Source organism: Aequorivita vitellina, assembly GCF_022008365.1.
Lineage (GTDB): Bacteria > Bacteroidota > Bacteroidia > Flavobacteriales > Flavobacteriaceae > Aequorivita > Aequorivita vitellina.
This window is the reverse complement of sequence record NZ_JAIRBA010000002.1, coordinates 42312-62756: the sequence shown is the minus strand read 5'-3', so window position 1 is coordinate 62756 and position 20445 is coordinate 42312. Positions and strand designations below refer to the sequence as shown.

19 protein-coding genes are annotated in these 20445 nt (G+C 37.9%); 15 read left to right on the top strand and 4 right to left on the bottom strand.

Annotation, left to right across the window (positions count from 1 at the left end; genetic code table 11):
• Nucleotides 1-247 precede the first annotated feature (247 nt).
• On the top strand, nucleotides 248-682 hold the full coding sequence (locus K8089_RS01350; RefSeq protein ID WP_237601470.1) for a deoxycytidylate deaminase: 435 nt from the start codon (nucleotides 248-250) through the stop codon (nucleotides 680-682).
• Nucleotides 682-2307 (top strand): S41 family peptidase, encoded by a 1626-nt coding sequence (locus K8089_RS01345; protein WP_237601469.1) that lies wholly within the window; start codon nucleotides 682-684, stop codon nucleotides 2305-2307. The genes K8089_RS01350 and K8089_RS01345 overlap by 1 nt, the downstream gene beginning before the upstream one ends.
• 5 nt (nucleotides 2308-2312) lie before the next feature.
• Here the strand turns inward: K8089_RS01345 and K8089_RS01340 are convergent, their stop codons facing one another.
• A complete protein-coding gene (locus tag K8089_RS01340) occupies nucleotides 2313-2510 on the bottom strand; it encodes a hypothetical protein (RefSeq protein ID WP_237601468.1) in 198 nt (65 codons plus the stop codon).
• Nucleotides 2511-2514: 4 nt separating this feature from the next.
• Nucleotides 2515-3099 (bottom strand): MarC family protein, encoded by a 585-nt coding sequence (locus K8089_RS01335; RefSeq protein ID WP_237601467.1) that lies wholly within the window; start codon nucleotides 3097-3099, stop codon nucleotides 2515-2517.
• A gap of 118 nt (nucleotides 3100-3217) precedes the next feature.
• Here K8089_RS01335 and K8089_RS01330 point away from each other — a divergent pair, with 118 nt between their 5' ends.
• From K8089_RS01330 to K8089_RS01270, 13 genes are all read left to right on the top strand, one after another.
• Complete coding sequence (locus tag K8089_RS01330) at nucleotides 3218-3781, top strand: DUF3109 family protein (RefSeq protein WP_237601466.1); 564 nt, start codon at nucleotides 3218-3220, stop codon at nucleotides 3779-3781.
• A 96-nt stretch (nucleotides 3782-3877) separates the two neighbouring features.
• Complete coding sequence (locus tag K8089_RS01325) at nucleotides 3878-4483, top strand: hypothetical protein (protein ID WP_237601465.1); 606 nt, start codon at nucleotides 3878-3880, stop codon at nucleotides 4481-4483.
• Nucleotides 4484-4648: 165 nt separating this feature from the next.
• The gene (locus K8089_RS01320) at nucleotides 4649-6430 is read left to right on the top strand and encodes a tetratricopeptide repeat protein (protein WP_237601464.1); all 1782 of its coding nucleotides are present in this window, start codon (nucleotides 4649-4651) and stop codon (nucleotides 6428-6430) included.
• An 80-nt stretch (nucleotides 6431-6510) separates the two neighbouring features.
• Complete coding sequence (locus K8089_RS01315) at nucleotides 6511-6840, top strand: DUF4286 family protein (protein ID WP_237601463.1); 330 nt, start codon at nucleotides 6511-6513, stop codon at nucleotides 6838-6840.
• A gap of 46 nt (nucleotides 6841-6886) precedes the next feature.
• Nucleotides 6887-7720 (top strand): 16S rRNA (adenine(1518)-N(6)/adenine(1519)-N(6))-dimethyltransferase RsmA, encoded by an 834-nt coding sequence (gene rsmA, locus K8089_RS01310; protein ID WP_237601462.1) that lies wholly within the window; start codon nucleotides 6887-6889, stop codon nucleotides 7718-7720.
• A complete protein-coding gene (mgtE, locus tag K8089_RS01305) occupies nucleotides 7695-9050 on the top strand; it encodes a magnesium transporter (RefSeq protein WP_237601461.1) in 1356 nt (451 codons plus the stop codon). The genes rsmA and mgtE overlap by 26 nt, the downstream gene beginning before the upstream one ends.
• Nucleotides 9047-9442 (top strand): acyl-CoA thioesterase, encoded by a 396-nt coding sequence (locus K8089_RS01300; protein ID WP_237601460.1) that lies wholly within the window; start codon nucleotides 9047-9049, stop codon nucleotides 9440-9442. The genes mgtE and K8089_RS01300 overlap by 4 nt, the downstream gene beginning before the upstream one ends.
• Before the next feature lie 68 nt (nucleotides 9443-9510).
• Nucleotides 9511-10965 carry an oligosaccharide flippase family protein gene (locus tag K8089_RS01295; RefSeq protein WP_237601459.1) on the top strand — a complete coding sequence of 485 codons (1455 nt, stop codon included), beginning with the start codon at nucleotides 9511-9513 and terminating at the stop codon, nucleotides 10963-10965.
• A gap of 69 nt (nucleotides 10966-11034) precedes the next feature.
• On the top strand, nucleotides 11035-11469 hold the full coding sequence (dut, locus tag K8089_RS01290) for a dUTP diphosphatase (protein ID WP_237601458.1): 435 nt from the start codon (nucleotides 11035-11037) through the stop codon (nucleotides 11467-11469).
• 81 nt (nucleotides 11470-11550) lie between these two features.
• Nucleotides 11551-12567: a sugar phosphate nucleotidyltransferase gene (locus tag K8089_RS01285; RefSeq protein ID WP_237601457.1), complete on the top strand. Its 1017-nt coding sequence runs from the start codon at nucleotides 11551-11553 to the stop codon at nucleotides 12565-12567.
• 29 nt (nucleotides 12568-12596) lie between these two features.
• On the top strand, nucleotides 12597-13973 hold the full coding sequence (locus tag K8089_RS01280) for a tetratricopeptide repeat protein (protein WP_237601456.1): 1377 nt from the start codon (nucleotides 12597-12599) through the stop codon (nucleotides 13971-13973).
• 6 nt (nucleotides 13974-13979) lie between these two features.
• Entirely contained in the window at nucleotides 13980-14744 is a 765-nt protein-coding gene (locus K8089_RS01275; RefSeq protein ID WP_237601455.1) for a DUF4292 domain-containing protein, read from the top strand.
• Nucleotides 14745-16034 (top strand): murein hydrolase activator EnvC family protein, encoded by a 1290-nt coding sequence (locus tag K8089_RS01270; RefSeq protein WP_237601454.1) that lies wholly within the window; start codon nucleotides 14745-14747, stop codon nucleotides 16032-16034.
• A gap of 53 nt (nucleotides 16035-16087) precedes the next feature.
• Here the strand turns inward: K8089_RS01270 and K8089_RS01265 are convergent, their stop codons facing one another.
• Nucleotides 16088-19687 (bottom strand): S8 family serine peptidase, encoded by a 3600-nt coding sequence (locus K8089_RS01265; protein ID WP_237601453.1) that lies wholly within the window; start codon nucleotides 19685-19687, stop codon nucleotides 16088-16090.
• 193 nt (nucleotides 19688-19880) lie between these two features.
• Nucleotides 19881-20390, bottom strand: a complete 510-nt coding sequence (locus K8089_RS01260; RefSeq protein WP_237601452.1) for an acyl-CoA thioesterase — start codon at nucleotides 20388-20390, stop codon at nucleotides 19881-19883.
• Between the last annotated feature and the right edge of the window lie 55 nt (nucleotides 20391-20445).

Below are 20445 nucleotides of genomic sequence, written 5' to 3'. Positions count from 1 at the left end.
TATGTAGAATACTTCAACAGTAGTAGCATAAGCGATCCTTTTTCGAAATATTAAAACAGTTAAAACACTTAATTCAACACGCACCGTTTTTCTTTAGCAAGAAGTTAACATCATTTTTTTTGGCAGTGGTGTAACTTCAAAGTAATTTCGTTGTCTATTTAAAAGAAAGAAATGCTCCCTAACTATTTGCAATCCAACTGAAATAATTAATTTGGGCATTTTCCTATTTCTAGAATATTTTATACCAATGAAAGACAGTAAACAGCGCAAATACGATATTGCGTATCTTAGAATGGCGTTAGAGTGGAGCAAACTTTCCTATTGCAAAAGAAGACAGGTTGGCGCGCTTATTGTAAAAGATAAAATGATAATAAGCGATGGTTACAACGGCACCCCCACAGGTTTTGAAAACATTTGCGAAGACGATGAAGGTTACACAAAGTGGTACGTACTTCACGCCGAAGCAAATGCCATATTAAAAGTAGCCTCAAGCACCCAAGCCTGTCAAGGCGCAACACTTTATATTACAATGTCGCCCTGTAAGGAATGTAGCAAATTAATACACCAAGCAGGTATAAAACGAATGGTCTATCTTAACCAATACAAAGACAACGCTGGCATCGCCTTTTTAGAAAAAGCAGGCGTGAGCATTCAGCACATTTCAGATTTGGAATCAGCATAATGGAAAATAAAACGTCAACTACATTTAGCAAACAAAAAAAATACCTGCCTTTGTGGATTGGATTGGCGCTTGCCATTGGCGTACTAATTGGCTCGAAACTCAATTTTAGCGACAAAACCGAAAAAATATTTGCCACTAGTTCCAAAAAAGACAAACTCAACAGACTTATAGATTATATAGACTACGAATACGTAGATAAAGTAAATACAGACAGCATTGTAGATGTTACTGTTTACGGTATTCTTTCAAATCTAGATCCGCATTCGGTTTATATTCCTAAAAAAGAATACCAGCATAGCGCAGATGATATGCGCGGCGCTTTTATTGGCATTGGTGTGAGTTTTTATATTTATAAGGATTCTATCGCGGTAATTCGCGCTATTAAAGGCGGACCGGCCGAAAAAGCTGGAATTAAAGGCGGCGATAGAATTATTTATGCAGATGGCAAAAAACTCTTTGGCGAATTGATACAGCGCGACAGCATCTCAAACTACTTAAAAGGCGAAATAAATAGCAAGGTCGCACTCGATGTTTACAGACCAAGCGAGAACAAAGTGCTAGAATTTAAAGTGCGAAGAAAGCAAGTTCCATTAGTGAGCGTTGACGCGTCTTATATGATTGAAGACGGCTTGGGTTACATAAAAATTAATCGTTTTTCCGAAACTACTTTTAGAGAATTTGAATCGGCACATGATAAACTAAAAGACCATGGCGTCAACAGACTGGTTTTGGATCTTCGCGATAATCCCGGCGGCTATATTTCAACAGCCGAACGTATTGTAGATGAATTTTTAGAAAATGAAAAACTGGTACTTATTACAAAAAATAAAAGTGGCGAAATAAATAAAACCTACGCCACCCGTCGCGGCGATTTTGAGCACGGAAGATTATATGTGCTTATCAACGAAAACTCTGCTTCTGCGAGCGAAATTGTAGCCGGCGCATTGCAAGACAACGACAAAGGAACCATAATTGGTCGTCGTTCTTTCGGAAAAGGTTTGGTGCAGCGCGAAATGTCGCTTGGCGATGGTAGCGCAGTGCGTTTAACCATTGCGCGCTATTATACTCCTACCGGTCGTTCTATTCAACGTCCGTATGGAAAAGGAAACGACACTTATTACAACGATTACGAAAAACGCTACCGCAATGGTGAGCTAATTCACGCCGACAGCATAAAAGTGGCAGATTCGCTAAAATACACAACGCCAAAAGGCAAAGTAGTTTATGGCGGTGGTGGAATTATTCCAGACGTTTTTGTGGCAAAAGACACCAGTGTTGAAAACGAAACACTCCAATTTGTTTCGCGAAGCGGATTTATGAGTTATTTCATCTTTGAATATCTCGAAAAAAATCGAACACAATTTAACGACATGGATTTTGAGGATTTTAGAAGAAACTTTAAAATAGATAAAAGTCTTTCCGAAGAATTTATTGAATACGCTAAGTTTAACGAAGCGCAAATAGATCTTACAAACTACGCCGAAGAATTAAGAAGAACCTTAAAAGCCAATATTGCACAACAACTTTTCGGCCCAAACGAATACGAAATTATTCTAAACGAAAACGACCCAATGCTCCTAAAAGTTTTAGAACTGGAGGCTAACAAACCAATAGCTGAAAACTAAAATTTTTACTTTTTAGACTGTGCTTCAATTCTTTTTGAAATAAGCAGAATAGTTAAAAGCAGCATAGCGCAAAAACCTGCCAACGTACAAATAAATGCTACTGCACTATCGCCAATCAATAGGTTTTCAAAATCTAATTTTGTGATGTTAAAAACTACCAATCCAGCAGCTAAAGCGAGCATTATATAAATTAAAATTTTCATAATATCAATGATTAAATAATTCTTGAATATTTGAAGTGAAAAGCTTCACCGCAATCGCAAGCAAAATTACACCAAATATTTTTTGAATCACCGCAATTCCATTTTTTCCTAAAAAACGCTGCAATTTACCCGAAGTTTTTAGCACGACATAAATAACAATAATATTTACAATTATCGCAACAATTATATTTTGAATTGCATACTCTGCGCGCAAAGATAACAAGGTGGTTAAACTACCCGGCCCTGCGAGCAACGGAAAAGCCAGCGGAAAAATAGAAGCCAAATCCGGACTCGTGTCGCCTTCTTTAAAAAGAGTAACGCCCAGAATCATTTCTAAAGCAATAAAGAAAAGTATCAGCGATCCCGCAACGGCAAATTCGTTTACGTTAACCCCAATAAGATGCAGAATACTTTCTCCCAAAAAAAGGAAAACCACCATAACTACCGCAGCAATTATTGAAGCCTTACCCGAATTAATATGACCGGCTTTTTCACGCAGCCCAATTATAATGGGGATACTACCCACAATATCAATTACTGCAAAAAGAACCATAGTGGCGGTTGCTATTTCTTTGAAATTTAAAGTCATACCTTTTTTTTGAGGGGGCAAAATTATAAAATATAATCGGTAAGAACAGAATTAATACAGGTTAATAAAAGCATAAATTTTACTATGTCCAATTGGTAAAACAAGCTATCTTTGCCGCATGTTTCAACTGGGCAAAACAATAGTTTCTGAAGATATAATCGAAAAAGATTTTGTGTGTAACCTTCACGCATGCAAAGGCGCATGCTGCATTGAAGGCGAAGCCGGCGCACCTATTACCGAAGAAGAGGTTTCAATTCTTAAAGAAATATACCCAAAAGTAAAACCATTTCTACGCCCCGAAGGAATTGCCGCTATCGAGAAACAAGGCACCCACATTAAAACTAAAAACAACGAATTGGAAACCCCATTGGTGGATGGTAAAGAATGTGCATACGTAACATTTACCGACAGTGGAATTGCAAGCTGTGGTATTGAAGATGCCCACAATGCCGGTGCTATTGATTTTATAAAACCAGTTTCTTGCCATTTATATCCTGTGCGCGTTCAAGAGTACAGCGAGTTTTCTGCCGTTAACTATCATCGTTGGCCTATTTGCGACGATGCTTGTACTTTGGGAAAAGAACTACAAGTGCCCGTTTATAAATTTGTAAAAACGGCCCTCATCCGAAAATTTGGCGAAAACTGGTACACCCAACTTGAAAAAGTTGCTTCAGAAATGTAACATTTTTAACTTTCTTCCTTTTCTTAATTCTCTTATCTTATTCATATTAACTATATTAGTGTTTCAAATTAATTTATTCACTAACTAAAATTTTTAATGATGAAAAAATATGTATTATCCTTACTCGTTCTTGCGGCCTTTGTAAGTTGTAAAGACAATCCGGTGAGCAAGAAAATAAAGGAAACAAAAGATGCTGTTTCCAACACGACCAATGCGGTACAAGAAATGACCAATATGCAGGACGATATACAAGAACTGCAAGAAATGACTCCACTTACTAACGAAGAATTAAAATCTTGGATGCCAGAGGAGGTAAACGGAATGAAACGTATAAGCTACAAAGCAGGACAAGCGGGAATGATGAACATTTCGTCTATTGAAGCTACCTATGCCAACGAAGACAAATCGAAAAAATTTTCAATAAATATAATCGATGGTGCCGGGCAAGTGGGCGCTGCCGCAACTATGGGCATGCGCATGGTAATGTCGCAGGATTTTGAAGAAGAAGACGAAAACGGCTCGCGAAGAACGGTTACTAAAAACGGTAAAAAAGCAATTGAAGAATACCGCAATAGCAACAATCGCAGTAATATTCAATTAATGCAAGGCAATCGTTTCTATTTGGAAGCCAAAGGCACCAATATGGACATTGATGAAACTTGGGACGCAATAGATGAATTAGACATAGAAGATCTCGGGTAAAAATCATCCGCAATAAAATTAAGCCGAGAACACCTGTGTTTTCGGCTTTTTATTTTACCCAAATAAGTTTCTAAAAAAATTGCGCCACTTCGCTATCGTGGCTTTCTTTTTGATAAATTTTACAAGAATCCTGTAGCTATCGGGTCATTTGTTTATATTTACGACATGCGCAAAACTCTATTTATATTATTCTTTTTTACCGTAACAGCGAGCTTTTCACAGAGCGATGCATTGGCGAAAAATTATTTTGAACAAGGCCAGTTTGAAAAATCATTGCGTATTTATGAAAAGCTGAATAAAGAAAACCCATATCGGCTAGACTATTTTATGGGTGTAGTGCAAAGCAATCAACAGCTAGAAAATTTTACCGAAGCCGAACGCCTCATAAAAGAAAAATTGAACACCGGTCGTAATTACCCACAACTTTATGTAGAATTAGGCTATAATTATTCGCTTCAAAATAATACGGAACTCGCCACTTTAAATTATAACAAGGCCATTAACGCTATTGAAGAAAACCCTAATTTCTCCTACAGTATTGGCAATACTTTTCAAAAATATAGCCTTTTAGACCAAGCCGTTACAGCTTATGAAAAAGCAATGGCGCTGAGTGATAAATTAGATTTCAATATGCAACTCGCGCAGATTTACGGCGAACAGGGCAATTTAGAAAAAATGTTTAACAGCTATCTGGGGCTTGTGGAAAAGAACAATTCATTTAAAGGAAATGCGCAGCGTTATTTCAGTCTTTATACTACTGAAGACCCCAATAACGAAGCTAACTTGCTCCTGCGAAAAACCCTTTTGCAACGGTTGCAACAAAATCCAGACATACTTTACAATCAATTATTAAGCTGGTTATTTATTCAGCAAAAAGAATACAACAAAGCTTTTACACAGGAAAAAGCAATTTACAAACGCATTGGCGATGACCTCAGCGGAATTACAAACCTCGCGTATATTGCCATTGCCGATGAAGATTACGAAGCCGGAAGGGAAATTGTAAATTACATTATTGAAAATTCATTTACGCCGCAAAATAAGTTGCAGGGCAATCAAATTTTGATGAAAATGGAGGTGAAAACCGCCACAGCCAAACAATACCCCGAAATTGAAGAAAAATTTGAAAAGCTTTTAGATGAATTTGGACGCAATCGCGAAACCTATTTGTTGCAAGTAGATTACAACCATTTTTTAGCCTTTCAAGCAAATAAAAAAGAATTGGCAATAGACAATTTAAAGGCTTTGGTGAAACAAAACTTAACTAGCTATCAGGAAGCTCGTGTAAAAATGGAACTGGCAGATATTTTGGTTTTTGATGAAAAATTTAACGAAGCCCTTATTTATTATTCGCAAATTCAGAAAAAAGTACAGAACGACGTTTTGGCGCAGGACGCACGTTTTAAAGTTGCTCGCACCAGTTATTTTAAAGGCGATTTTGAATGGGCGCAAGTACAATTAGATGTGTTAAAAAAATCTACTTCGCAATTAATTGCTAACGACGCAATGGAACTCAGTTTGTTAATTCGCGATAATTCACTCGAAGATTCTACCCAAACTGCACTTAAAAAATACGCACGTGCAGATTTGTTATCTTTTCAAGATAAAAACACAGAGGCCATCGTCGTTTTGGAAGACATTTTAACCAATCATAAAGGTGAAAAAATTGAAGACGAAGCCCTTCTTAAACAAGGCCAGATATATGAAAAACTGCACGAATACGCAAAAGCCGAAGCCAACTATTTAAAAATAATTGAATTTTACAGCGACGATATTCTGGCCGACAATGCCCACTTCCGACTTGCAAAAATTTATGAAGAAAATCTAAATCAACCCAATAAAGCGAGGGCGCAATACGAAGCTATTATCTTTAATTATGCCGATAGTATTTATTTTGTGGAAGCGCGTAAAAAGTATCGGTCTTTGCGCGGAGATGCTATTAATTAATCCAAACCTGCAAGGTTTTAAAAAATTTGTAGGTTTTCTCAATTCGAAATTTAGAACCCAAAATTTAAAATTTTAAAAATATGTATATCTACAACGTAACAATAAATATAGACAAGGCCGCCCATGACACTTGGCTCCAATGGATGAAAGCCGAACACATTCCCGCCATGTTAGCTACTGGAAAATTCCAAAAAGCATTAATGACACGGGTCATGGTAGAAGAAGAAAAGGGCAGCAAAACCTATTCAGTACAATACACAACCGACAGCAAAAAAACCCTCGAAAAATATTTTTCTGAAAATGCTGAAGAACTGCGCGCACAAAGCAAACCTTTTGAAGGAAAGTTTGTAGCCTTCCGCACCGAATTAGAAGTTATTGGCGAAGCACACAACGAACTTTTCAATAAATAGTGAAGTTACGCAGTACTTTGCAGGAACCAAGGTTGTAAATTTTTAAATGAAAAAGGAAAATTCAAATAAGCTCAGAGAAAACGCTGACACAGGAACCGTTCGCGCCAAAAAACACCTTGGCCAACATTTTTTGAAGGATGAAGTTATTGCCGAAAAAATTGGCGATACGCTTTCGATGCAAGGTTATAAAAACGTGTTGGAAATAGGTCCCGGAATGGGCGTACTCACCAAATATCTTATTAACAAAGATGTTGATGTAATTGCAATGGACCTCGATACAGAGTCCATTGCCTATTTGGAAGAAAAATATCCGAACAAAAACCTAAAAATACTTGAAGCCGATTTTTTAAAATACGATCTTTCGCAGCTTTTTGGGGAAGCCCAATTCGGTATAACGGGAAATTTTCCGTATAATATTTCAACACAAATTGTTTTTAAAATGTTGGAATGGAAGGAGCAAATTCCAGAATTTACCGGAATGTTTCAAAAAGAAGTAGCAGAGCGCATTTGCGAAAAAGAAGGCAGCAAAGCCTACGGTATTCTATCGGTTTTGGCACAAGCATTTTACGATGCCGAATATCTTTTTACCGTTCCGCCTACGGTTTTTAATCCCCCGCCAAAAGTAGATAGTGGTGTACTCAGGCTTCGGCGTAAAGAAAACTTCGCAATTGCTTGTAGCGAAAAAATGCTTTATAAAGTAGTGAAAACCGCTTTTCAGCAACGCCGGAAAACGCTTCGCAACAGTTTAAAATCCTTCAATCTTTCCGATAAAATAAAAGAAGATGCTATCTTTGGCCAGCGCCCGGAACAGCTTTCCGTTTCACAATTTATAGCACTCACCCAAAAATTAGAAAATGATGCAATTTCAACTCACAGATGAATTTATCGAGCAAGTTGAACAGCTCATTGCCAACAACGATGATGAAACGCTTACCTCACTTTTAGAAGAATTTCACTTTGCCGATATTGCCGAATTACTGCACGAACTCAATACAGACGAGGCTACGTACATTGTAAAATTACTGGATAGTGAAGTAACTAGTGAAGTTTTAATAGAGCTAGACGACGATTATCGAGAGCGAATTTTAGACAATCTTACGCCCTCCGAAATTGCCGACGAGCTAGATGAAATGGACACGGATGATGCTGCAGATATTATTGCAGAGCTGGATGACGATGTTCAAAAGCAAGTAATTGGGCACATTGAAGACGAAGAACACGCTGCCGATATTGTTGATCTTCTTCGTTATGACGAAGATACTGCGGGTGGTTTAATGGCAAAGGAGCTTGTTCGTGTAAAGGAGAGTTGGACCGTCGCAGGTTGTGTACGCGAAATGCGCAGGCAAGCCGAAAACGTAACGCGCGTCCACTCTATTTACGTAACCGATAAACACGGAAAACTAAAAGGAAGACTCTCCTTAAAAGATTTGCTAACAGCGCCAGGACGTGCGCATATAAGCGAAGTTTATATTCCAAAAGTAGATTATGTAAACGTACACACCGAAGCCGAAGACGTAGCGCGAATCATGCAAAAATACGACTTGGAAGCCATCCCCGTAGTGGACGATAACGGTATTTTAGTGGGACGAATCACCATTGATGATATTGTAGATTTCATTAAAGAAGAAGCCGAAAAAGATTACCAAATGGCTGCTGGTATTTCTCAAGATGTAGAGGCAGATGACGGTGTTTTTAAACAAACCCGTGCCCGCTTGCCATGGCTGTTAATTGGAATGTTTGGCGGTTTGGGAGCTGCCAGTATTATCTCTGGATTTCAGGAAATTTTAGAAAGTTTTCCGCGAATTTTAATTTTTGTTCCGCTTATCCAAGCAACCGCGGGTAATGTAGGGGTACAATCAAGTGCTATTGTTGTACAAGGTTTGGCAAATAATACCTTAAAAGGCAATATTCTTGCGCGCCTTTTTAAAGAATCTGGGTTGGCATTGGTCAATGGTTGTTCTATTGCACTAATTGTTTTACTTATAAGTCATTTTGTATTTCACACCAGTTATTTAGAATCTATTAGTATAGGTGCGGCGCTTATTTCGGTTATACTTTTGGCCGCACTTATTGGTACGTTTATTCCTATTATTTTAGACAAAAGAGGAATTGACCCTGCCGTAGCCACCGGTCCATTTATTACTACCAGTAACGATATTTTTGGAATACTTACCTATTTTCTAATCGCAAAATTAATTTTAGGGTTTTGAAATCAGATATTTTTAAACAGCGCTTTACCGTTCCGGCTTCAGCTATCGACGAGTTAAACCATGTTAACAACGTAACCTATTTACAATGGTGTCTCGATGCTGCCGAAGCACATTGGATTTCAAAAACTTCGGAAACCCAACGCACAGAAAATGTTTGGGTAGTTTTAAACCATTTTATTTCATATAAAAATCCTTCCTATTTAGGTGAAGAACTCGAAACCCAAACCTGGATTGCAAGCTACGACGGCGTAAAAAGCGAACGCCACTACAAAATTATCCGCCCTGCAGATGGCAAAACCATTGTTGAGGCGCAAACACTTTGGTGCTTTTTAGACGGAAAAACATTTCGACCTACAAAAATTCCGAAAGAAATTGGTGAGATTTTTCGTTGACATCCAATAACTTAATTAATTCAATCCCCAATATTTTCAATACTTTTACGCTATAAAACCGCACCCTATTGAGCGTTTTCAAAAAACTTTTTAAACAGACTTTTATTTACGGGCTTGCCACTGTACTGCCGCGCTTATTGACTGTTATACTTGTGCCGCTTTATGTAAAAGTATTGTTGCCCGAGGAATACGGAATTTATTCAACCGTGATGGCTTTTCTTATTTTAGGTAATGTGCTGCTCAGCTACGGAATGGAAACGGCGTTTTTTAGGTTTATTACCAAAAACGTTTCCCAGCAAAAAATTGTGCAATCTACGACCCTCACTTCTCTTACAATTTCGTCTTTCGTTTTTTTAGGAATTACATTGCTCTTTAGAAATAATATAGCCGAAATTGCAGAGTTCAAATCCGAATACGTAACCTACGGCTTGATAATTTTAGCTTTAGACGCTTTGGTAGTTTTGCCTTTTGCATGGTTTCGAGTTAACGAAAAACCTACTCGATATGCCGTAATTAAAATTTTCAACGTTGTAATAAATCTCGCCTTTAATCTGTTTTTCCTATTAGCCCTTCCAAAATTGGCAGAAACCAGCGCATATTGGAATTCATTGTGGTTTCCCGAAAACAAAGTGGCCTATGTCTTTATCGCTAATTTAATTGCGAGTGCTGTAACGTTGTTGGTGCTGCTTCCGCTTTATATTAAAATAGGTTTCGGCTTCAGCAAAACCATTTGGAAACAAATGATGAAGTACGCATTGCCAGTACTTTTCGCTGGGATTGCTTTTAGTATAAACGAAGCTTTTGACCGAATTCTTCTAAAATATTTACTACCCGAAAATATTGCCGAAGTTCAAGTAGGGCTTTATTCGGCTTGCTACAAACTGGGAATGTTTATGACGCTTTTTGTGATGGCTTTTAGATTGGGGATTGAACCCTTCTTTTTTAATCATTCTAAAGAGAGCAACGCAAAAACTACCTATGCTACCATCACAAAATATTTTACACTTTTTGGGTGTTTAATACTTTTGGGAGTGGTTGTTTATATCGATATTTTCAAGCAAATTTTAATCCCGAATAGCCAATATTGGGAAGCGTTAAAAATTGTACCACTCATCCTTTTGGCAAATTTATTTTTAGGAATTTACCACAACCTCTCTGTTTGGTATAAAGTGACGGACCGCACAAAATACGGCGCATATATCTCGGCATTCGCCGCCATAGTAACACTTGTGTTAAATTATATTTTAATACCTTATATGGGTTATATGGGTTCCGCAATTGCAACACTTGCGGCCTATGGCAGTATGATGGTGCTTTCGTATCTTTATGGCCGTAAATATTATAACGTGCCTTACGATGTGAAAAAAATAGCCTCGTACTTAGTGTTGGCAATTGTATTTGCTGCAATTTCCTTTTACATTTTTAACGGAAATATTTGGATAGGAACAACGTTAATATTAGTATTTGCAGCTATTATGCTTTATTCTGAAAAGAGTGAATTTTTAAAAATAATTAGAAAATAATCATTTCGGCTCCGTTCAATAATCGTAATTGTTCCCTGAGCGGAGTCGATTGGAACCATTAAAAAATATATGAAAATTAAAATAATCAACAAATCAAACCATCCGCTGCCTTCGTACGAAACCATTGCTTCGGCAGGAATGGATTTGCGGGCAAACGTTGACGCGCCTTCAACTTTAAAACCATTGCAGCGTGCCATTGTAAAAACCGGACTTTTTATAGAATTGCCGATTGGTTATGAGGCGCAAGTTCGCCCACGAAGCGGTTTGGCAGCCAAAAAAGGAGTCACGGTTTTAAATTCCCCCGGAACCATCGATGCCGATTACCGCGGCGAAATTGGAGTGATTTTAGTAAACCTTTCCAACGAAGATTTTACCATAGAACACGGCGAGCGCATTGCCCAATTAGTAATTGCAAAACACGAACGCGCCGTTTGGGAAGAGGCAGACGAATTGAGCGATACTTCGCGCGGTGCTGGGGGTTTTGGCTCTACTGGAACAAAGTAATTGTAGAGACGCGATTTGTGGCGTACACATTAAAATAAATAATCAATTTAATAAAACACCTGCCTTTGGCAGGGCATATATATGAAGATAATTGTACCAATGGCCGGGAGAGGCTCACGTTTAAGACCACATACACTTACAGTACCAAAACCTTTAATTCCCGTTGCAGGAAAACCAATCGTTCATCGTTTGGTTGAAGATATTGCTGGAGTTTTAAATGAAGAAATAGATGAAATCGCTTTTATTTTGGGCGATCCCGCCTTTTTCGGCGATGATGTAATTAAAGAACTTGAAGCGCTTGCTAAAAATCTAGGCGCTAAACCTACTATTTATCGCCAACTTGATCCCAAAGGTACGGGCCACGCTATAATGTGCGCCAAAGATTCACTTTCGGGATCAGCGGTCATCGCGTATGCCGATACTTTAATTCGCGCCGATTTCGATTTAAACAAAGAAGCAGATGCTGTAATCTGGACCAAAAAAGTTGAAAATCCGGAAGCTTACGGGGTAGTAAACCTCAACGAAAAGAACGAAATAATTGAACTAGTTGAAAAACCCGAAGAATATGTAAGCGACCAAGCCGTTATAGGTATTTACTATTTTAAAGATGTGTCGCAACTTAAAAATGAATTACAGCACGTTTTAGACAATAACATTATCAACGGTGGCGAATATCAAATTAACGACGGTATTAAAAGAATGATGGCTGCAGGGAAAATTTTCAAAACCGGAACGGTTGATGAATGGATGGATTGCGGCAATAAAGAGGTAACTGTAGAAACCAATCAGCGAATGTTAGGCTTTCTTTCCGAAGCAAACAGTCCGTTGATTTCAGAAAACATTTGCAATGAAAATTCAAAAATAATTGCGCCTTGTTTTATAGGCAAAAATGTAACGCTAAAAAATAGTACTGTTGGCCCATTCGCCTCTATTGGCGAAGGCACGGTAATTGAAGATAGCACGATTAAAAACAGTATTATTCAAACTAATTCAACAATTAAGAATGCAAATTTAGACAACGCAATGATCGGTAATTATGCTACTTTTAATGGCAAGTTTACCAATGTGAGTATTGGCGATTATTCTGAATTGAAATAAAATTCCTGCGAAAAAAGGATTCATATAATTTGAAGCTAAAACATAAATACATATTTTTAATTCTCTTCGGGATAATTCTTCCTAAGCAATTTGTCGCGCAAGAAATTAAAAACGATTCCATCCACAACCCAATGGATCAATTGGGTGATGTTACCGATGATTTTCAGGAATACTTTTTTGAAGCTTTAAAACAAAAAGGCATAGAAAATTATGAATTGGCGCTCACTGCTTTGCACAAAGCAGAAAAAGCTGCAAAAAGTGAAGAAAACAAAGCGGTTGTGTATTTTGAAATGGGTAAAAACCACACCTATTTAAAACAATACGACGAAGCCGAAGCAGATTTCAACAAAGTATTGAAAAGCCAAGGCGATAGGCTTGATGTTTTAGAGCAGTTTTACGAATTATATCACCGACAAAAAGAATACAAAAAATCCATTCCGCTCGTACAGCGGCTAATTGCTTTTGATGAAGATTACAGAGAAGATTTAGCCAACCTTTACACGTTAACAAAGCAATATGACAAGGCTTTGGAACAGTTAGATGCATTAGACGACGATTGGGGTGAAAGCGACATTCGCAATGCCTTACGCGCTCAAATCTATCGTGCTACGGGCAATACCGAAGGCGCCATTGAAAATCTGGAGGAAAAGATAGACAACAACCCTAAAAATGAAAAAGAATACCTAAACCTCATTTTTCTTTATAGCGAGCAAGGCAACAAAGAAAAAGCTTTCGAGGCCGCTAAAAGCCTGCTAAAAAGTAATCCAAAATCGCAGTTGGTACATTTAGCACTTTACAAGTTTTATTTAGATGCAGACAATTCTTCGGAAGCTATAAAGTCTATGAAAATTATTTTTTCTTCGGAAGATGTTGACAAAGAAACCAAGTATAAAGTGTTGGGCGATTTTATTCAGTTTGTGAACGAAAACCCCACATTTGAGTCCGAATTAAACGAAATTGTAAATCAATTTTCAGTTGAAAATGGACGCGTTTACGAAAAACTGGGCGATTACTACTCCACAAAAAATAGAAAAGAAGATGCGCTAAATGCCTACGAAAAAGGAATCGCTCGAGACCCCGATAATTACAATCTTTTAAAAAATACGCTTCTGTTTCAAATTGATTTCAAAAAATATGAAGCCGCGGCAAAACTGAGTTCGGAAGGCCTCGAAATATTTCCTGCTCAAGCACTTCTTTATTTGCTAAACGGCGTTGCTAATAATGCACTCGAAAACAGCAATGCTGCGATTGAAAGTTTAGAAACTGGTTTAGATTTTATTTTGGAAGACCCAAAAATGGAACAAGACTTTTACAAACAGCTCGCATTTGCGTACACTGCAAAAGGCAATGCTGAAAAGGCAAAAATGTATTCTGAAAAAGCCGCAGCAACAAAATTGCCCAACTAAAATTCTATGAAACTAAAACCCTACTATTTATTGATTTTATTGGTGCTCGCTTCCTGCGGTGGTGCCAAGAATATTGTAAATATTGAAAGTGCTTCGGCAAAAGAAGTAATTTCTGCTCACCAAGCTGCAGCTCCAGATTTTACAACTTTAGCCGGGCGTGTACAATTGGTGTACGATACCGAAGATAAATCGCAGAGTATAACGGTAAGTCTTCGGATGGAAAAAGATAAAAATATTTGGATAAAAGCTTCCATTTTAGGAATTACCGTTGCCAAAGTTTTAATAACACCAACAAGTGTAAGTTATTACGAAACCATCGGGAAAACTTATTTTGAAGGCGATTTCGCTCTATTGGGCGAATGGCTTGGCACACCCATTAATTTTCAGCAAACGCAAAATTTACTTTTGGGACAGTCAATTTTCACCTTAAATCCTTCAGAATATAAATCGGAAGTTTCTTTGAATAAATTCAAAATACAACCCAAACAACAACCGCAAGATTTTATACATTCCTTGCTTTTAAATTCTGAAAATTTCAAAATTGCATCTGAAAACCTGTACCAACCCAGCGCGGAGCGTCTGTTGAGTATTCGTTATGGCGATTATCAAAATATTGAGCGGCAATATTTTCCTTCAACTATATTGATAGACACTTCGGAAAAAGGTTCAAAAACAAAAATAGAAATCAATTACAGAAAAATAGATGTAAATGCAAACGTGAGTTTCCCGTTTGAAATTCCACAAGGTTACGAAGAAATCCAACTTAATTAAATGAAGCAGTTTCGCACATATCTTATTTTATTCGTTTGTATAATTTCGGTTTCTGTTTCTGCTCAAATAGATAAACAGAAGCAACTGGAAGAAAAACGACAAGCTATTCTTGAAGAAATAAAGCAGATAAATTCGCTTCTTTTCAAAACAAAAAAGGAGGAAAAATCTGTGCTTTCGCAGGTAGAAGATTTAAACCAACGCATTTCGGCAACCGAAAATTTAATTCGCGTCACCAATCAACAAGCCAACTTACTTACCCGAAATATTAATAATAATATTGAGAAAATTAGTACGCTCCGCGAAGAATTAAAAATAATGAAAGCAGATTATGCTGCGATGATTCAGAAATCTTACAAAAGCAAAAATCAGCAGAGTCGGATAATGTTTTTACTGTCTTCACAGAATTTTTTACAGGCGTACAAACGCGTTCAATATATGAAGCAATATGCTAAATTCAGAAAAAAGCAAGGCGAAGGAATTCGAATAAAAACAGAGGAGCTGCAACAACTGAACGCAGATTTAATTTCACAAAAGAAAAGAAAACAAAAACTAATAGCCGAAAACGAAGTTGCCAAAGCGCAATTAACCGAAGAGCGAAAAGATCAACGCACATTGATAGCTACTTTGAAAAAAGACGAAAGTAAGTTTGCCGCACAAATTAAAACAAAACAAAAACAAGCAGATGCCATAGACAAACAGATAGATGAACTTATTAGAGCTGCAATTGAAGAAGCCAATAGAATTGCCCGCGAAAAAGCACTTGCAGCAGCGAAGGCAAAAGGCAGCGGATCTTCCTCACCCGATACAAAAAATGTGATTACCAAACCTGCAAAAGCAGAAGAGTTTGCCTTAACAGCTGAAGACAAAGCTTTAGCAGCAAGTTTTACAAGCAATAAAGGAAAACTTCCGTGGCCGGTGGAAAAAGGAATGGTTGTAAAAAGTTTTGGAAGACATCAACACCCACAGTTTCCGAATGTAACCACAAACAGTAGCGGTGTTGAAATTGCAACAGCAGATAACGAGCAAGTTCGCTCTATTTTTGAAGGGCAGGTTATGTCTATTCAAATTATTAAAGGCGCTAACAAGGTAATCTTTATTCAACACGGCGATTATATTTCGGTTTATAGCAATCTTGCTTCCGTTACAGTGAAAAAAGGCGATAAGGTTGCCACCAAGCAAACCATTGGCACTGTGGCCAAAAGTCCAACCGAAGGACGAACCGTTTTAAAGTTTTATATTTATCAAAATAAAACAAAAATAAATCCAGCGGATTGGATTTATAGAATGTAAAAAAAGGGAGCCGCAATGGCTCCCTTCTTAATTTGAATTATAAATTGATTTGATTATTGAACTATCAATTTTTTGGTTGCAAGCTTCTCTCCTGCTTTAATAGTTATAAAATAAACGCCGCTTGCATACCCTGAAACATTTAGTACACCCACCGTTTTCCCAGCCATTTGGCTTTCTGAAACAGTTTGAAGGCGTTGCCCCAAGCTGTTGAATAAGCTAATGGAAACATTGTCTTGCACAGCATTATTTAAATTAATAAATACTTCGCTCGAAGCTGGATTTGGATAAACTGCAAGCTTTGCAAAATCTTCTTCCACAACGTTTAAAACACCGCTTACATTAATATTATCGATAAATGTACCATTACCATAACCATTGATATTTACAAAACGAAATTGAACATTTTCTCCCAAATAAGGAGCTAAATCAATAGTTTCAGTACGCCAATCTCCAGCAGAGGTAGGACTCCAATTACTAGTTACATATCCTGAAACAGTAGATAAATCTAGCCCATCTTTATAATAGATTTGCGTGAAAGTGGCGCCACAATCAACCGAAATATCAACTCTAAATGCGTCTGAGAAACCAGATGAATATTGAGCTTTTGCTAAATCAAAATCTAAAGCAGCTGAGCTTGCCATTGTTAAATCTATAAACAATGTTTCTAAACTGTCTTCTGCACCTTGCCCATTATAACCAAAGTTATCTATATAAGCAGTTACCGTCTGAGAGCCATCGCTACCCACAGTTGTACGTTGAACCCAAGTATCTTCATTATCTGGATTTATAATAGTCCATCCAGCTGGTGGCACTCCGTTTACATCAAATGGTTCGGCATAATCTAACTGTTCGGCGCTGGTGGCAGCATAAAAAGTAAGTGCGTCTGTGTCGTTATTCGGGTTTTCATCGCCACTTAAATCTACAGATACATTAAGAGTATAAGTGCCGGCAGTTGTAATTTCTAATGGAGTAGTAAAGTCATAAACCTCTTGTTGGCCCGAAGCAACGGTTCCAGAAAAGGTTTCAGTTACAACAGATCCGCTATCTAATTGATAACTAACAGGAAAATTACTTTGCGAAGCTACACCTGTATTAATTATTAATACCGAAACAATTGCAGGTCCAGGATTACAAACTAAGTTGAAATCGCTCGGGTCGTTATTACTAACAATTCCCACATCATTTGCTAACGAACAATTTAATAATCCACCCGCATAATAAGTAGCAATAGTTCTTCTACTTTCCCAATTATCGGTTGCATTTTTTGCAACAGCTGCAAACCACATTGGCTCAGTTGGATCGGTGATTGGAACTGTAATACTATTGGTAGCAGAAGTACCAACTACTTCCATATATTTATCACCCAGAATATATAAATCATACGATTCAGCTCCAGTTACTGCACTCCATGCAAAGGTTGCTTCATCTGGACAAACTTGGTTTAATTGTAATCCAGTAACCAATGGTGCGATAGAGAAATTTTCGTCGCTAACATCTTGCGAAGCTCCGTTACTAACCCTAATTAAAGCACTCCCTGTTACAGAATTAGGAACATTCCAACCATAATTGGTAGTTGTGTTTGACACTGTTGCAATGGCATTCCAACTCCCTCCGTTGTCAACTGAATACTCAAGTACAAAGTCTGAAGTAGTGTTTACAGGAACCGCATCCCAATGAATTGATTCTGTCTCGCCCGGAACAAAACTTTCACCCGCATTTGGGTAGGTAACTGTAATGTTATCTGAAATAATTTCATAAACTACAAAATATTCCTGAGGACCAACGGGAACATTAAATCCGTCAACATTAATTGTGTAATTACCCGCCGCCGGATTATTAATAAGAACTTGTTCCATATTATTTAAATGGTCGGGACCATTGGTGGCAGGAAGATTCAAGGTAACCGGATTTGGTGTTGGATCTAAAATAAAAGGCTCTAAAACCGTGCTTGACGGATCTGTAACCAATAAATCTAAATCGTTTACCAATGCAGGATTTGCTCCTGGTGAAGCCGGAGTATCACTCCAATAAACCATAAATCGAACTTGTTTGGTTCCTGCAGGCACATTTATGTTGTGGTTGTTTGAATTGCCCTGTGTAACTTGATCAGATAGAAAACGGTTATCTTCAATAAGCTTTGCAGCGCGCAGACCGTTTACAATTCCCCAACCAAATTTATAATCGGGCCCTACATTTCCGGCGTCGTTTGCAGTGTTAAGCATTGCTGCCTTAATAAGTGCAGACGGTGGTAACACATTGCCGTTTGCTTCGGAATATGCTTGATAAAGCTGCGCAGCCACACCCGCAATTCCAGGTGAAGCACCCGAAGTACCACCAAAACTTTGATACGTATTATTTTCAGCAGTAGAAATTTGGTTTTGGCCATTAGCAGCAATATCGGGCTTAATGCGGCCATCGTGTGCTGGACCACGGCTACTTGAATTTACCAATGAACCATCAAAAAATACGTTTGCAGTTGCAATTACGTTTTTTCCTTGTTTGTGCCCACCTGTAATATTACCCCATTGATTGCCGGCGCCATATCCACAATTGTTATTGTTAGAATTTCCAGCCGAAAAAGTATGTTGTAAATTCGGTAACGTTTTTACTTGTGTATCTACCGTTTGGGTAATAGTAGTATACCCTGCGTTACATCCGTTACTATATGAAGAATTGGTAATTACAGCATCTCCACTATTAATAAGTGAAACAGTTGGAGTATCTAAAAAGTTGGGCTGATAGTTCACCACATATAGCATTGACCCCGCGGCCATTCCTCTATTAGACGGATTAAGATTTCCGGCTCCAGCCATAATACCCGAAACACCATCGCCGTGGGTTTGGCCCGTACCAGTTGCCATAGTATTGTCTATTCTTCCTTGAAAATCAATGTGTGGTCCCACAATACCATCATCACGGCACATTACGCCTATATCAAGACCTGTGTAATTTCTTCCAGCTGTAGTTTGCGTATCTAAATTGCTGGAGCGGTGCAAGCTTCGGCCACGCGTATCATCCTTAACAGATGGCGCCACTATTAATTCAACCCATTTTACGAAAGGCATATTTGCCAAATCTTCTAAACAATTATTTGGAATGGAAAGGTCTATGTTATTTGCACCCTTGTATTGTTGTTTTACCGCTATTTGATGCTCCGCCAATTGCTGAATTACATAATTAACATCAACAAATTTGTGAAACTGAAGCGTAACCAAAATATTATCGCCGTCCATCGCCCAGTTATCATACGGCGGATTTTTTAAAGTTGAAGAAATTTTTGCACTCGCTGCCACCGGAACGATAGTACGCACACCGCTATTTCTTAAATAGCTTACAGCAGTATTATTCGGAAAATAGAAAAGATAAGTTTTGTGCGGAATATATTCTAATAACTTTAAGTTGTTCCTTTTAAAATCATCTTGAATTTGCTGGGTGGGAGTTTCATAAAATTGAACCCAACCCACATAACCGTTGGCCAGTTTTGAAGATTCTGGCATTTGGCTCCATTGAAAATTGGCAATATTTTCAGGCATTGAAATGGTTTCACCCTGAAAATTAATGTCTGTTGAATTTTGACCGAAAGACATTGTAAACACCAATGTCAACGATAAAATGAGGATACTTCGAAATGAAGGAATGGTAGTTTTTCTCATAGTTGATATAGATTTTGAAATAGATTCGAAAAAATCCCTTAAGAAAAATTCTTGCGAAATTTTCAAGAAAGGATTCCAAATATATTTAATACCACTATGATAGCCATCATTATTTTGATGAAATATTCAAGTTTTAACTAAAAAGCTCTCACTTTAGTCCAACTAAATCACCAATTTGCGAAAGAATGCTGTTCTATTGAAATAAAGCTTTAAGCTCAGTAGCATCTTTCGGTTTCATTTTGCCAGCAAGTACTAAGCTTAATTGTTTTCTTCGAAGTGCAGCTTCAAATCGAGCTTTTTCAAGTTCTGTTTCAGGAACAATTTCGGGAACACGTACGGGATTGCCAGTTTCATCTACAGCCACAAACGTATAAATAGCTTCGTTTGAAAGACTCCGCTCGCCACTTTCGCGATCTTCAATAAACACATCCATATACACTTCCATTGAACTACTAAAAGCCCTTGAAACCTTGGCTTCGACCGTAACCACACTCCCCAACGGAATCATTTTATTAAATGCCACGTGGTTTACCGAAGCGGTAACTACAATTCTGCGACTGTGGCGGCGTGCGGCAATACTGGCTGCACGATCCATGCGCGCCAAAAGTTCGCCCCCAAACATATTGCCAATGGGGTTTGTTTCGCTGGGCAATACCATATCGGTATAAATGGTTAAAGACTGTTGCGGTGTTTTGGCTTGCATCTGTGAAAATTTTTGCAAAGATACCTAAGTATAAAATTAAGGAGAAGTAAAAATT

What these genes read in the sequence shown, in the direction of transcription:
- K8089_RS01315 (WP_237601463.1), top strand. Translation starts at nt 6,511, where the DNA reads ATGTATATCTACAACGTAACAATAAATATAGACAAGGCCGCCCATGAC.
- K8089_RS01335 (WP_237601467.1), bottom strand. Translation starts at nt 3,099, where the DNA reads ATGACTTTAAATTTCAAAGAAATAGCAACCGCCACTATGGTTCTTTTT.
- K8089_RS01270 (WP_237601454.1), top strand. Translation starts at nt 14,745, where the DNA reads ATGAAGCAGTTTCGCACATATCTTATTTTATTCGTTTGTATAATTTCG.
- K8089_RS01350 (WP_237601470.1), top strand. Translation starts at nt 248, where the DNA reads ATGAAAGACAGTAAACAGCGCAAATACGATATTGCGTATCTTAGAATG.
- K8089_RS01340 (WP_237601468.1), bottom strand. Translation starts at nt 2,510, where the DNA reads ATGAAAATTTTAATTTATATAATGCTCGCTTTAGCTGCTGGATTGGTA.
- K8089_RS01330 (WP_237601466.1), top strand. Translation starts at nt 3,218, where the DNA reads ATGTTTCAACTGGGCAAAACAATAGTTTCTGAAGATATAATCGAAAAA.
- mgtE (WP_237601461.1), top strand. Translation starts at nt 7,695, where the DNA reads ATGATGCAATTTCAACTCACAGATGAATTTATCGAGCAAGTTGAACAG.
- K8089_RS01320 (WP_237601464.1), top strand. Translation starts at nt 4,649, where the DNA reads ATGCGCAAAACTCTATTTATATTATTCTTTTTTACCGTAACAGCGAGC.
- K8089_RS01325 (WP_237601465.1), top strand. Translation starts at nt 3,878, where the DNA reads ATGATGAAAAAATATGTATTATCCTTACTCGTTCTTGCGGCCTTTGTA.
- K8089_RS01275 (WP_237601455.1), top strand. Translation starts at nt 13,980, where the DNA reads ATGAAACTAAAACCCTACTATTTATTGATTTTATTGGTGCTCGCTTCC.
- K8089_RS01265 (WP_237601453.1), bottom strand. Translation starts at nt 19,687, where the DNA reads ATGAGAAAAACTACCATTCCTTCATTTCGAAGTATCCTCATTTTATCG.
- K8089_RS01260 (WP_237601452.1), bottom strand. Translation starts at nt 20,390, where the DNA reads ATGCAAGCCAAAACACCGCAACAGTCTTTAACCATTTATACCGATATG.
- K8089_RS01285 (WP_237601457.1), top strand. Translation starts at nt 11,551, where the DNA reads ATGAAGATAATTGTACCAATGGCCGGGAGAGGCTCACGTTTAAGACCA.
- rsmA (WP_237601462.1), top strand. Translation starts at nt 6,887, where the DNA reads ATGAAAAAGGAAAATTCAAATAAGCTCAGAGAAAACGCTGACACAGGA.
- K8089_RS01345 (WP_237601469.1), top strand. Translation starts at nt 682, where the DNA reads ATGGAAAATAAAACGTCAACTACATTTAGCAAACAAAAAAAATACCTG.
- dut (WP_237601458.1), top strand. Translation starts at nt 11,035, where the DNA reads ATGAAAATTAAAATAATCAACAAATCAAACCATCCGCTGCCTTCGTAC.